The following is a 13,261-nucleotide window of genomic DNA, read 5'->3' as shown; positions in this document are numbered from 1 at the left end:
CCGAAGCCGCCTTCCGGCGGCTTTTTCATTTTTCTCCTCAAGTATTGGCAGTTTTATTCGATGATCTCTATAGCTCTATACGGATATGCACGGAGGCAGCCGTTTTCATATGACTGAATATTTCGACAGGGATCTCATTCTTGAAAATAAGATTGCTCTGCTTAACAGGCTCAGCAATTTTTACAAGGTCAGCGGTATTTTCTTCAGCCTCAGAACCGACCTTATCATAACCGCAAATGAACAGTATGCCGATGATTCCTCCGGCACTGTCGGCGGCACGATGGGCAGAATCCTTGCTGAGAGAATAAAACGCATTATTGAAAATACAAATCTGTTGGACGCTTGCGTTGATGACAGTTCAGAAAACTCCAGAAAAAAGAATGAGTTAAAGAAAAGACTGGTTCGCCTTACTCGGGAAACAGAGTAAAAGTACCTTGACGTAACCCCTTCCGCTGACCTATCATAAGCCGTTTTATCTATCATTATTTAACTTCTTTCGGAGGAAAGGGAATGAGGAAAATCTTTCTGCTCGCTCTTGTTTTGCTCACTTTCGGCTGCGGAGCAAAGACCAATATAGAAAAAGTCAATTATTCCAAAAACTTTTCTCCCTCACTGATGAGCAGGATCGCCGTGCTTGATTTTACGGTCGTTAACGGGCTGAGATATGATTCCTCAAACATTGCCGACAGATTCACTGCGGAGCTTGTCGGTTCGGAGCTTTTCACGGTTGTTGACAGAAAAGACGTGGACAAGGTTATGAAAGAGGTAGGCTACCAGTTCAAAAACTCTGAGATCGGCACTCTTGATGATAAAACTATCCAGAAACTTCAGCAGATAGGCGCAGACACTCTGCTGACCGGAAAGCTTATTTCCTTTAATCAGGACTTCAAAGGGCGTGAAAGGGTGTATTCCGAAGCCCACCTCACAGCCAAGCTCATCAGAATCGAAACGGGCGAGGTGGTCTGGTCTGCGGAGATTCTGAAAAGCTCCAAGCCGGACAAGATCCGCAAGGAAGCCTCCCATCCGGAGGAGCTTCTCTCGGACATTATAAAAACCATGTGCGTACCGCTGAAAACAGAGAATAAATTCAGAAGAATTATTAAAATATAGGTGATTATGTGAAGCCGGAAATTATTGTCGCGCTGGACTACAGCGATATAAAGCCAGTCAGGGAGATAGTGAAGAAAATAGGCAGCGCCGTAAGCTGGTATAAGGTGGGGCTTGAGCTGTTTGTATCCTGCGGTCATGAGGCTCTGGAATTTCTTAAAACAGAGAATAAAAATATCTTTCTTGATCTCAAGTTTCATGACATTCCGAACACTGTGGCGGGCGCTCTCTCTTCCTCTCTGAAATACGGCGTGGATATGGTGAATGTGCATGCGCAGGGCGGGGTTGAGATGATGAAAACCGCCGCGGACTCCATGAGGGAGGAATGCGCAAAAAAAGGCGTGAAGGCTCCTCTCGTCATAGCCGTTACTCTGCTTACCAGTCTGGATGAAAAATATCTTGAAAAATACAATATAGGTTTCAGCACCCCTGCGGATTATGTTCTGCATCTGGCGAAAGCCGTGCGGGAAGCGGGGCTTGACGGAGTGGTGTCCTCCGCCAAGGAAACCGGAGTAATAAAAACAGCTCTGGGAGCGGATTTCATAACCGTTACGCCGGGCATAAGACCTCTTGATTCCTCTGCGGACGATCAGAAAAGGGTTGTAACACCCGCTGACGCCAAAAAACTCGGTACTGATTATATTGTGGTCGGCAGACCCATAACCAAAGCGGAAGACCCGTATCTTGCCGCAGACAGAATAAGTGAGGAAATGAGATAATGACAAACGAACAGATTCTGGAAGTATTCAACAAGCACAACGCACTTCTTGAGGGGCATTTTCTGCTCTCCTCCGGTCTCCACAGCGACAAGTACCTTCAGTGCGCTCTGATTATGCAGTATCCGGCAATAGCTGAGAGGCTGATCAACGACCTCGTTCTTCAGACCTATCATCTGGAGTTCACCACGGTGGTAAGCCCTGCCATAGGCGGCATACGCTTCGGCTATGAATTTGCCAGACAGCTGAGGAAGCGCTCTCTGTTCACCGAAAGGGTGGATGAGGTTGTTCAGTTCCGCAGAGGGTTCGTTATGAAACCCAACGAAAAGGTTGTTATAGCGGAAGACGTTGTTACTACAGGCAAATCCACTAAGGAGTGTATGAAGGCAGTGCGGGACGCCGGAGGAGATATTCAGGCGGTTGTGAGCCTTGTGGACAGAAGCAGCGGGGAAGCTCAGTTTGATGTTCCGTTTATATCTCTTCTTCAGATAGATGTGCACACATACGATCCCGCAAGCTGCCCTCTCTGTAAACTGGGAACCCCCGCTGTCAAACCCGGCAGCAGGAACTTCAAGCCTTAGATTTTTTTAAACAGACCGATATATTAAGGAGGAGGATTGTCCTCTTCCTTATATTTTTAATTTACAAACATACTTTATCGATTAATATAAATAAAATCATACAAGCTTGGTTTTAATAACGGTGACGTATCAGTGGAAAAATACACAAATATTGACAAATTTCTGATAATAAATCAGAAAATTATTCTGGACGTAAAATTCGGCGAATATCCGGGTATCTTTGACTCCCGAATTGAGGATATAACAGCCAGCACCATACGTATAACCATGCCCAGTGAAAGGGGTTTTCCCGTGCCTTTGGCATTGGGGATCAGCATAAATGTCTCCTATGTCGGGGACGGGGGACGCTTCAGCTTTCAGTCCAAGGTGCTTTCACGGATGAAGGAGCAGATCCCCATGCTTGAGATAGAAAAGCCTTCGGTGGTTTTCCGTAAGGAGCTCCGTGAGTTTTTCAGGATAAACACCAGAGCCAGAGTGAAAATTCTCGCCTCATACGAAGACGAGAAGGGAAATCCGGTGGATGATGTCTTTGAGGCGTATGTTCAGGATATTTCCGGCGGAGGGATGAGAGTCACCGCCGGATACAGGCTTGAACACGGACAGGAAGTTGAGATATACTTCAGTGATATGGTTCCCGAACTGGCATCTGTCAGAGCCGTGGTCATGCGCAGCGTAGCCCACGAGGACCACAGATATGAGGCGGGGCTTAAGTTCCTCGGAATGAACACTGTTGACAGAGATAAAGTAATTAAATATGTTTTTAAAAGACAGCTCGAACTGAGAAAACTCATAGGCTAGGTGCTAATAATGGCGTTCAGCAGAGAAGTTAAGGATTTCAAAGGAAAAACCGTGGAGGTGCTTTACCCGCTCCATGAGATTGATTCCTACAACGGAGAAGAGATGAAGACCTTCATCATCGAACACGATTCGTATGATGCGGTTATCGTCAACTTTTCCAGAGTAAACTACCTGAACAGTTCGGGTCTGCGTGAGCTTATTCAGATATTAAAATTTCTGAAAGAAAGAGGAAAACTGCTTTTCCTCACCAACCTAAACGAAGAGATTAACAAAATTTTCGACAGTACCAACCTGCACAGACTTTTCAGCATCCATTCCACGGACGAAACGGCAGGTACTATTCTGGAAGGCTGATGCCGCAAATCAATACTGACTTAATAATGCTGGACTCTATGTCCAAAGAGCAGCTGCGGGAATATTTCTCGCAGATTGGCTTTGAAAAATTCCGTGCCGATCAGATTTTCGACTGGATGCACAATAAACGTGTGCTCGATTTTGAACAGATGACGAACCTCTCCAAGAAGCTCCGTGAGAAGCTCACGGCAGAATGCGGGTTTACGCCGTTTGAGGTGATAAAGAATCAGCGCTCCATGCAGGACGACTCCATGAAGCTGCTTTTCCGTCTCGCTGACGGAAACATGATAGAGGCAGTGACCCTCAGGGACTTTGACCGCGCCACAGGCTGCATATCCACTCAGGTGGGATGCCGAATGGGCTGTGTCTTCTGTTCCACGGCTAAGATGGGTTTTGTCCGCAACCTCACCGTGGGGGAGATTCTCCTTCAGGTGCGCACCATGGACAACATGCTCAGAGCGGAGGGGCGCAGGCTCACCAATCTTGTTTTCATGGGCATGGGCGAGCCTCTGGATAATCTCGAAAACCTCCTGCCGTCCATCACCGTTTTATTGGATGACAACGGCTACGGCTTCTCATACCGCAGAATCACGGTCTCCACATCGGGGCTTACGGACAAACTGCCCAAGCTTTTTGAGCTTGAAAAGCCGGTTAACCTCGCCGTTTCCATAAACGCAGCCACACAGGCGCAGCGGGAAAAGATAATGCCGATCTCCAGAAAATATCCTCTGGATGAGTTGGTGCGTGTGGTGAAGTCGCTTCCTGTCAGCAAGCATAAGATGATAATGATAGAGTATGTTCTCCTGAAAGGGATAAACGACTCCGAAGCGGACGCCAAAGCCTTCGCCAAGCTGATCAAAGGGATGCACGTCAAGGTCAACCTTATCGCCTACAACTCCTCTAAGGACGGGCAGTACAGAAGCTCCGGGGAAAAAGAAACTTTAAAATTTCAAAATTATCTGATACAAGAGAGGATTGGTACTTTTATCAGAAAGAGCCTCGGAAGCGACATTGACGGAGCCTGCGGGCAGCTTTACGCCAAAACGGCAAGGGAAAAAGGTGATGACAATGGCTGAACTCAAAACGGGCGACCCCGCCCCTGATTTTTCTCTGGAAGGGGATGACGGCAAGGTTTATTCTCTCTCCGATTTCAGCGGAAAAAAGCTGATTCTCTATTTTTACCCAAAGGATAACACTCCCGGATGCACCACGGAAGCTCGTGAGTTCACAGCGCTTGTGAAGGAATACGCCGAAGAAGGCTGCAAAATCATCGGCGTGAGCCCGGACAGTGCTGCCAGTCATAAAAAGTTTAAGGAAAAACAGAATCTTGACATTCTGCTTCTCTCCGATCCCGATAAAATATGCGCGGCAGCTTTCGGCGCATATGGTGAAAAGAAAAACTACGGTGTAACATACACAGGTATAATCCGTTCCACCTTCGTTATTGACACGGACGGAACAGTGCTGAAGGTTTTTAAGAACGTCAAGGCGAAGGGGCACGCTGAGAAAGTGCTGTGTGAACTGAGATGAAAGAGACAGGCGCTTTTGAAACCAAGCTGAAAAGGCTTGAGGAAATAGTGGAAAAGCTTGAGAACTCGGAGCTTGATATAGAAACTACCCTCGCGCTTTTTCAGGAAGGGATGCAGCTCGGCAGAGAATCACGCAAAATGCTTGATGAAATAGAGATAAAGGTTAATAAAGTTCTCAGCGCGGACAGCGAAGGGAACGTACGCACGGAGCCTGCCGATGAATGATTTCAATCTGAAAGGCTATGTGGGCTTCTGGGCGGAGCGTGTTGAGAAATTTTTTGAAAGCTATATAGTCTCTGCGGATATTCATGCCTCCGGACTTGTGAAATCCATGAACTACAGCCTCGGCGCAGGGGGAAAGCGTATGCGCCCCGCGGTTATCTTTTCATCCTTCGGCATATTTGACAATTATTTCGACAAGGTCACCCCCTATGCCGCCGCAGTGGAGATTCTGCATACATATTCCCTGATTCATGACGATCTCCCCGCCATGGACAATGATGATTTCCGCAGGGGCAAACCCACAAACCATAAGGTTTTCGGTGAGGCGACAGCGATTCTCGCCGGAGACGCTCTGCTTACCAAGGCTTTTGAGATAATGCTGAATAAAGAGATCAACCCCGATATAGAAGCCCCGCTCATGGCGGAGGCGGCGTTCAAGCTGGCAGTCGCCGCAGGGGATAAGGGCATGGTGGGCGGTCAGTTCGCCGATATGCAGGCGGAGAAAACCGATCCGGAAGTCGAAACCGTGGACTATATCCATATGCACAAGACAGCAAGCCTCATAGCCTACTGCGCCGAACTTGGCGCTGTTCTCGGCTACGGGGAAGAGATAGATAAAGCGAACATGAAGTCCTACGGCAGAAAGATAGGTCTCGCCTTTCAGGTGGTGGATGACGTGCTTGACGTTACCTCCACAGCGGAGGAACTGGGTAAGAGCATAGGCAAGGACGCGGCGGAGGGCAAAGCGACATACACAGCCCTTTACGGGGTTGAGAGGTCTATGAGGATTGCCTCCGAGCTCACCGCAGAGGCGATAGCCATAGTCGAGCCGTACGGCAAGGCGGCAAGACCCTGTATCGAGATAGCCAAGTATGTGCTGGAGCGTAAGAATTAGATGGGAACGATCGAAAAACTGAAGCTTCCCGATGATATAAAGAAGCTGGATTACCAGCAGACGGAAATACTCGCCGCCGAAACAAGGGAGATAATAATCGATACTGTTTCAAAAAACGGCGGGCATCTGGCTCCGAGCCTCGGTGTTGTGGAGCTCACAATCAGTCTCCTGCGAAATTTTACACCCTTGTACGACCGCATAGTGTGGGACGTGGGACATCAGTCCTACGCATATAAGATCCTCACCGACAGGAAGGACAGGTTCCACACACTGCGCACGTTCAAGGGAATATCAGGCTTCATCAAACCTTCGGAAAGCTCCTTTGACGCCTTCGGCGTGGGACATACAAGCACCTCCATCTCAGCGGGGCTGGGCATGACCGTTGCTGATTCCATTCTCGGACGGGACAGAAAAGTCGTAGCCGTAATAGGCGACGGAGCCATGACCGCGGGGATGGCATTTGAGGCGCTCAACAATCTCGGGCATCTGGACAAGCGGATGATCGTTGTTCTGAATGATAATGAAATGTCCATCAGCAGCAATGTCGGCGCTTTCTCCCATTACCTTTCAAACCTTATGACCGGCAAGATGTACACCCGTTTCAGGAAGGATGTTCAGAATCTGCTGGAAAAGCGCCCCTTGGGTCCCAGACTCCTCAAGATTGCCAAGAAGATGGAGGAGGGGATAGTCGGTCTCTTTACCCCGGGTATTCTCTTCGAGGAGCTCGGGCTGCGCTATATCGGTCCGGTGAACGGGCACAGGGTAGCCGAACTGGACAAGGCTTTTCAGAACGCCATGCTTCAGGACGGACCGGTGATCATCCATGTATCCACCAAGAAAGGACAAGGGTACGGTTATGCCGAAAAGGACCCTTCGCGGTTCCACGGTGTTTCATCATTTGACGTAAACACGGGCTGTTCTGCCAAGCTGGGCAGCGCGGAATCATATACTGACGTCTTCGGCAAGGTTCTTGCCGAGATGGGCGAGAAAAACAGAGAGATAGCAGCGGTCAGCGCCGCCATGAAAGACGGTACGGGGCTCTGTGAGTTTGAGAAGAAATATCCTGACAGATTCTTTGACGTGGGCATAGCCGAACAGCATGCGGTTACATTTGCCGCAGGACTTGCCATCAGCGGAATACGTCCGTACGTCGCTATATATTCCACCTTTTTTCAGCGCGCTTTCGACCAGATAATACATGATGTTGCCATACAGAATCTTCCCGTCGTCTTCTGTGTTGACAGGGGCGGGCTTGTGGGGGCGGACGGTCCCACTCACCACGGTGTTTTTGATATAGCCTATTTCCGCATGATACCGAATATTTCGATCATGCTCCCCAAGGACGCATACGAGCTGGAAACAATGCTGAAAATGACCATGGCGCTCAAGGGTCCCTCCGCCGTGAGATACGCAAGGGGGGAGGCGCATCATTATTCCGGACTGCCTGTCTCATCAGTGGAATACGGCAGACCGGAGGTCATCGAAGCGGAAGGTGATATAGCCGTTGTCTCCGCAGGGCATATTTTTGAGGAGTCATTCAAGCTCTGGAAAAAGCTCAAAGAAGAATACGGACAGGTCGCTCTCGTGAATCTGCGGTTTCTTAAGCCTCTCGATCAGGAATATCTTTGCGGGGCTATAGGCTCCAAGAAGCTTGTCGTCACAGTGGAAGAGGGCGCGGTAAAAGGCGGAGCCGGGGAAGAGGTTCAGTCTATCCTCATGGACGGCGGCAGCAGAGCGAGAGTAGTGCGTTTCGGTATACCGGATAACTTCATAGAACACGGCTCCGTGAAGGAGCTCAGGCAGATCTGCGGCTTAACTGCGGAGCAGATGTTTGAGAAAGTGAAATCCGTTTTCGGCGGATTATGAAAAAAGAACGCCTCGATCTGCTTCTGGTGGAGTATGGACTGGCGGAATCTCAGGAGCATGCTAAACGCCTGATAATGGCGGGGCTCGCAGTCGCAGACGACCACAGGATTGACAAACCCGGGCAGATGGTAAGCCGTGAAGCCGTTCTGCGGCTGAAGGAAACTCTTCCGTACGTCAGCCGCGGCGGGCTGAAGCTTGAAAAGGCGGTCAATGCGTTCGGACTTGATTTCAGGGGTAAAATTGTTCTTGATATTGGCTCATCCACAGGCGGCTTCACCGACCTTGCGTTGCAGAACGGGGCGAAAAAAGTCTTCGCTGTTGACGTGGGCACAAACCAGCTCCATGAAAAGCTCAGAAAGGACAGCCGTGTCATAAGTCTTGAACAGACAAATTTCCGAACCATCCCTTTTGAAATCATAGGCGAAAAAATCGACATCATTGTTTCAGATGTTTCGTTTATATCCCTCAGTATGATCATTCCCTCCTGCGTGCAGTTCTGCAAAGACGGAACGGAAGCGATTTTCCTCATAAAGCCTCAGTTTGAGGCAGAGAGAGGAGAGACAGGCAGAAACGGGATAGTCACCGACACGGCGGTTCACGCACGTGTTATAGAGTCTGTTGTCAGCTCCGCCGGACAGTCATCCTTCTTTTTTCACGGGCTGACTCAGTCCCCCATACGGGGCGCAAAAGGAAATCTTGAATATCCTGCGTATTTTGTATACAATTGCCCGTCAGACTTCGTTGAATTAACGGAGATCATCAAACGGGTAGCGAATGAAAATTATATCTATTATAGCAAAACCTCACGGAGAGAAAGTCAGACAGACTCTTGAAAAAGTATGCGTTTTTCTTGCCGGAAAAGGTGTCGGAATCCTCTTTGAGGAGAAGGCAGCCGCTGTAATGGGAGCTGCGCCCTCCGATCATGACGAAATCAGAGAAAAATCAGACCTTGTTGTAGTTCTCGGCGGGGACGGAACCCTAATATCCGCCGCCCGCATTCTGGGCAGCAGGCAGACGCCTGTTCTCGGGGTTAACCTCGGCAGACTGGGCTTTCTCACTGAGACAAGGGTGGATGACGTAATAAACACCCTTAATGATTTTCTTAATGATGACTACAGAGTCGAAAAAAGAATGAAGCTCCACTGCCATATAGAGGAGGAGGGGCGCAAGACCCTTGAAATCGAAGTCCTAAACGATGTGGTGATAAATAAATCAGACCTTGCCCGAATCATAGAGATGGAGGTCTTTATAAACGGAGACTTCGTGAATCGCTACAGATCGGACGGACTAATCATCTCCACGCCCACAGGCTCCACAGCCTATAACCTTGCTGCGGGCGGACCAATCGTGCATCCCGAGACAGAAACGATCATAATCTCCCCCATATGCCCCCACGCTCTTACTAACAGACCCATAGTCATAAGCGACAACAGCAACATCACCGTCAAGCTGAGAAGCAGGGACGAAAACGTGTCCATCACCTACGACGGTCAGGTGTGGCGCTCCATTGATCCGACAATGACCATATCCGTAAAAAAAGCCCAATCTCCCACCGTGCTGGTGGTTCCGAAAAATAAAAACTACTATTCCCTTCTCAGGGAAAAACTCGGCTGGGGCGATTCCTGATGCTTAATATGCTTCGTGTAGAAAATCTTTCCGTTATAGAGTCCGCAACGGTTGAGTTCGGCGAGGGACTGAACATTATCACCGGAGAAACCGGAGCGGGTAAATCCGTATTTATCGGTGCTCTGAAGCTCCTTCTGGGTGAACGCTTCACCAGAACCCTTCTGCGTGATGAGGAGAAAAAGCTCGTGGTGGAAGGAGTTTTCAACGGTGATTTCTCGCACCTTTCGGCGGATACCAAGGAGCAGTTTGAAATAGAGGACGAAGTGATAATCCGCAGAGAGATAGACAGTGCCGGGAAAAACCGTGTCTACCTCAACGGAAAGCTGGCAACTGTCGTTCAGCTGAAAGAGGTTGCCGAAGGCTTCGCCGATATTCACGGGCAGCATGAGCACCAGAGGCTGCTCAACCCCGCCTGCCACATAGAGTTTCTGGATTCCGCAGTAGACGGCAGGTTCAAGGCGGATTATCTGGAAGCCTACGGCAGGTATCAGGAAAAGAGAAAGAAGTTTGAGAACATCAGATCCGATATAACCAGAACGCTTAAAGAAAAAGATATACTGGAGTTTCAGCTCAACGAGATAGAATCCATACGCATCGACCCCGCCGCAGACGAAAGACTCGAAGAGAAGATAAAAATGCTCTCCCATATGGAGAAAATCCGTGAGGCTGCGGCGACCTCCCTCAACTACCTCAAGGACGGCGAAGTGAACGCTTCCGAACTGATCGGAAATGCGTCCTCCCTCATGGCTTCCGTTGCGGACTACGGCGCGGAGCTTGCCTCCGCTGCGGAGAGTCTGGCGGAGGCTGCTTATAAAATATCCGATGTCACCGCTTTTCTGGAAAAGATGCTGGATATGCAGGAGCTTGATCCGGAAGAGCTTAACAGGTTCATGGACAGGAAGTTCCGCTTAGCTAACCTGATGAAGAAATACGGCGGTACACTGGAGGAGGTTATTCTCCACGGACAGGCTATAAAGGAGCGGCTGGACAACCTTTTTCTGGATGAGGACGCAATGTCCAAAATGGAAAAAGAGGTGACATCTCTCTATGATGAAGCACTGAAAAAAGCTGATAAGCTTAACACCGCCAGAAAAAAGGCAGCAGAAAAACTTTCCTCGGAAATTGTAAAAAATTTAAATGAACTGGAGCTCAGGAACTCTGTCTTTAACCTTGAGTTTTTTCCACAGGATGAACTTGACGAACTGGGCGGCATACGCGCAGAGTTTTATATATCCACCAACCCGGGCTTTCCTCCGGCTCCTCTGGCAAGAGTCGCATCGGGCGGGGAGATTTCCAGAGTTATGCTTTCTTTGAAAGATGTTTTTGCCGAGTCTGACAAGGTCGGCACGCTTGTGTTCGATGAAATAGACACAGGCATAAGCGGAAAAACGGCGAAGCAGGTGGCGAAAAAGCTCGGCAGCATAGCGCGCGGCAAACAGGTCATAGTTATCACCCACCTTCCTGTTGTAGCGGCAGAGGGGAACAGGCACTTTCATATCTCCAAGGGCACGTACGGCGACAAAGCCAGAACCGATGTGAAAGAGCTCAGTGCTTATGAAAGGGAAGAGGTTCTGGCGCTTATGATAGCGGGAGAAAAGACACCTTCGTCCATTGAGCAGGCGAAAGAGCTACTCACAGGTCGGGGGGATAATGCTTAGCGGGTTTGTTAATTTTGTTCTGGACGCCGTTCACGGCATGGGTTATTGGGGTATAGTTTTCCTCATGGCCCTTGAAAGCTCGTTTGTTCCTTTTCCCAGCGAGGTTGTGGTGCCCCCGGCGGGGTATCTGGCGGCGCAGGGGAAGATGAATATATATCTTGTTATTCTCTCCGGCGTGGCGGGGAGCGTGATAGGAGCACTGGCAAATTACTTTATCGCCGTGTACATGGGCAGAGGGCTTCTTAAAAAGTACGGCAGGTATCTTTTCCTCAGCGAGGAAAAGTTTACGAAGGTGGAAAGCTTCTTCCTGCGGCACGGGGAGGTGACCACATTCACCGGACGGCTTATCCCTGTGATAAGACAGTATATTTCCTTTCCGGCAGGCTTAGCCGGAATGAATATCCCCAAGTTCTGTTTTTACACAGGTCTGGGCGCCGGAATCTGGGTTGTCGTGCTTGCGTGGGTGGGATTTTTCATAGGAAACAATCCCGGGCTAATGCACAGTAAATTAAAGACGATAAGTATTTTACTGCTTGTTTTTGTAGCCGTTATTATTATGTGCTACTTTTATTTTCAAAAAAAGAAAAAGAAGGCTGTGTGATGATGAAAAAAATTATCTTTTCCGTACTTACCGCTGTGATTATGTTTGCGGCTTCCGTTTCCCATGCGTCTCCTTATATGGAAAGGACTGTTAAATTCGGCGAAACGCTCTACTCGATCCTCGGGGGGATTTTCGATTCCGCACAGGTTGCGGAAATCGTAAAGGAGATCAAAAGCCAGTTACCCGATTTTACTCTGAAAGCGGGCGCGACTCTTCTCACTGACGAAAACTCGGTGCTTTTCAAGCTTAGTCTTGATAAAGAGCTTCTCATTGAGAAAGACGGCGACGGTTTCAGAGTTGAAGCGGTCAAATACCCGGTTGAAACAGTTACTGCGTACGTTACGGGCAATATTGAAAGCAGCCTTTACGGAGCCATCACTTCAGCGGGGGAGGACTTCTCTCTCGCCATGAAACTGGCGGAAATCTTTGAATGGGAGATCGACTTCTTCAAGGGCATCCGCACGGGCGACAGCTTCACACTCCTTGTTGACAAACGCTTCATAAAGGGTGAGTTCGCAGGCTACGGAAAAGTGCACGCAGCTGACTTTTTCAACAACGGAAGGCATATCCGCGCACTTTATTACGAAAACGGCAAAACCAGAGGATATTTCACACCGGAAGGCGACTCACTCAGGAAAGGCTTCCTTAAGGCGCCTCTTAAATTCAGCAGAATTTCATCAACCTTCAGCTACAAAAGACTCCATCCTGTTCTTAACAAGGTCAGACCGCACCTCGGCGTGGATTACGCAGCGCCTGTGGGAACGCCGATACACGCGACTGCGGACGGATACATCAGCAAAAAGGGGTACGGTAAATACAACGGAAATTTCATAGGCATACGTCATACAAACGACTATCACACGCTTTTCCTGCATATGTCCAGATTCGCCAAGGGCATGGGCATAGGCAAATATGTTAGGCAGGGAGAGGTGATAGGGTATGTTGGCAGCACGGGAATATCCACGGGACCGCATCTTGATTACCGCATAAGGAAAGGGAGCACGTACATAAATCCGCTCACCTTCAAGGCTCCGGCGTCCAAGCTGCCTAAGGTGGAAGTAGCAGAGTTTCAGGACGCTACAAAATACTACGCCTCAAGACTCGATGAGGTGCTTGTAAAGACGGCATACGCTTCCAAAACCGTTCCTACTATGTAAAGATAAGCGCCCTTTGCATAAATCCTCCCCTGCCCTCCTTTGCGAAAGGAGGGTATTCTGCTTTTAATCATAGCAACTTCCCTCTTTTATAAAGGGGGACTGAGGGGGATTTTATACCTATGAACAAGTCAACTGCTGTTTTTGTCATCAG

Annotated in this window: 16 protein-coding genes; all 16 read left to right on the top strand. The window is 49.0% G+C overall.

Features of this window, described 5'->3' with window-relative positions; all coding sequences use genetic code 11:
• The first annotated feature begins 109 nt into the window (after window positions 1-109).
• The 16 genes from EP073_RS09280 to EP073_RS09205 all read left to right on the top strand — a co-directional run bounded on the left by EP073_RS09280 (window position 110) and on the right by EP073_RS09205 (window position 13,110).
• Window positions 110-427 (top strand): hypothetical protein, encoded by a 318-nt coding sequence (locus EP073_RS09280; RefSeq protein WP_128466871.1) that lies wholly within the window; start codon window positions 110-112, stop codon window positions 425-427.
• An 83-nt stretch (window positions 428-510) separates the two neighbouring features.
• On the top strand, window positions 511-1,110 hold the full coding sequence (locus EP073_RS09275) for a CsgG/HfaB family protein (RefSeq protein ID WP_128466870.1): 600 nt from the start codon (window positions 511-513) through the stop codon (window positions 1,108-1,110).
• An 8-nt stretch (window positions 1,111-1,118) separates the two neighbouring features.
• Window positions 1,119-1,826 carry an orotidine-5'-phosphate decarboxylase gene (gene pyrF, locus EP073_RS09270; RefSeq protein ID WP_128466869.1) on the top strand — a complete coding sequence of 236 codons (708 nt, stop codon included), beginning with the start codon at window positions 1,119-1,121 and terminating at the stop codon, window positions 1,824-1,826.
• Window positions 1,826-2,404: an orotate phosphoribosyltransferase gene (gene pyrE / locus EP073_RS09265; RefSeq protein ID WP_128466868.1), complete on the top strand. Its 579-nt coding sequence runs from the start codon at window positions 1,826-1,828 to the stop codon at window positions 2,402-2,404. The genes pyrF and pyrE overlap by 1 nt, the downstream gene beginning before the upstream one ends.
• 132 nt (window positions 2,405-2,536) lie before the next feature.
• Complete coding sequence (locus EP073_RS09260; protein WP_128466867.1) at window positions 2,537-3,202, top strand: flagellar brake protein; 666 nt, start codon at window positions 2,537-2,539, stop codon at window positions 3,200-3,202.
• A 9-nt stretch (window positions 3,203-3,211) separates the two neighbouring features.
• The gene (locus EP073_RS09255; RefSeq protein WP_128466866.1) at window positions 3,212-3,556 is read left to right on the top strand and encodes an STAS domain-containing protein; all 345 of its coding nucleotides are present in this window, start codon (window positions 3,212-3,214) and stop codon (window positions 3,554-3,556) included.
• Window positions 3,556-4,632 (top strand): dual-specificity RNA methyltransferase RlmN, encoded by a 1,077-nt coding sequence (rlmN, locus tag EP073_RS09250; protein WP_128466865.1) that lies wholly within the window; start codon window positions 3,556-3,558, stop codon window positions 4,630-4,632. The genes EP073_RS09255 and rlmN overlap by 1 nt, the downstream gene beginning before the upstream one ends.
• Entirely contained in the window at window positions 4,625-5,086 is a 462-nt protein-coding gene (bcp, locus tag EP073_RS09245) for a thioredoxin-dependent thiol peroxidase (protein ID WP_128466864.1), read from the top strand. The genes rlmN and bcp overlap by 8 nt, the downstream gene beginning before the upstream one ends.
• On the top strand, window positions 5,083-5,310 hold the full coding sequence (gene xseB / locus EP073_RS09240; RefSeq protein ID WP_128466863.1) for an exodeoxyribonuclease VII small subunit: 228 nt from the start codon (window positions 5,083-5,085) through the stop codon (window positions 5,308-5,310). The genes bcp and xseB overlap by 4 nt, the downstream gene beginning before the upstream one ends.
• Complete coding sequence (locus EP073_RS09235; protein WP_128466862.1) at window positions 5,303-6,202, top strand: polyprenyl synthetase family protein; 900 nt, start codon at window positions 5,303-5,305, stop codon at window positions 6,200-6,202. Before xseB ends, EP073_RS09235 begins: the two co-directional genes overlap by 8 nt.
• Window positions 6,203-8,068, top strand: coding sequence for a 1-deoxy-D-xylulose-5-phosphate synthase (gene dxs, locus EP073_RS09230; RefSeq protein ID WP_128466861.1), 1,866 nt, complete (start codon window positions 6,203-6,205; stop codon window positions 8,066-8,068).
• Entirely contained in the window at window positions 8,065-8,901 is an 837-nt protein-coding gene (locus EP073_RS09225; RefSeq protein ID WP_128466860.1) for a TlyA family RNA methyltransferase, read from the top strand. Before dxs ends, EP073_RS09225 begins: the two co-directional genes overlap by 4 nt.
• Entirely contained in the window at window positions 8,843-9,694 is an 852-nt protein-coding gene (locus EP073_RS09220) for an NAD(+)/NADH kinase (RefSeq protein WP_128466859.1), read from the top strand. Before EP073_RS09225 ends, EP073_RS09220 begins: the two co-directional genes overlap by 59 nt.
• On the top strand, window positions 9,694-11,352 hold the full coding sequence (gene recN / locus EP073_RS09215; RefSeq protein ID WP_128466858.1) for a DNA repair protein RecN: 1,659 nt from the start codon (window positions 9,694-9,696) through the stop codon (window positions 11,350-11,352). The genes EP073_RS09220 and recN overlap by 1 nt, the downstream gene beginning before the upstream one ends.
• A complete protein-coding gene (locus tag EP073_RS09210) occupies window positions 11,345-11,953 on the top strand; it encodes a DedA family protein (protein ID WP_128466857.1) in 609 nt (202 codons plus the stop codon). The genes recN and EP073_RS09210 overlap by 8 nt, the downstream gene beginning before the upstream one ends.
• Complete coding sequence (locus EP073_RS09205) at window positions 11,953-13,110, top strand: M23 family metallopeptidase (RefSeq protein WP_241653988.1); 1,158 nt, start codon at window positions 11,953-11,955, stop codon at window positions 13,108-13,110. The genes EP073_RS09210 and EP073_RS09205 overlap by 1 nt, the downstream gene beginning before the upstream one ends.
• The last annotated feature ends 151 nt before the right edge of the window (window positions 13,111-13,261 follow it).

This window comes from Geovibrio thiophilus (genome assembly GCF_004087915.1).
GTDB lineage: Bacteria > Chrysiogenota > Deferribacteres > Deferribacterales > Geovibrionaceae > Geovibrio > Geovibrio thiophilus.
This window is presented reverse-complemented; position numbering and strand designations above follow the sequence as displayed.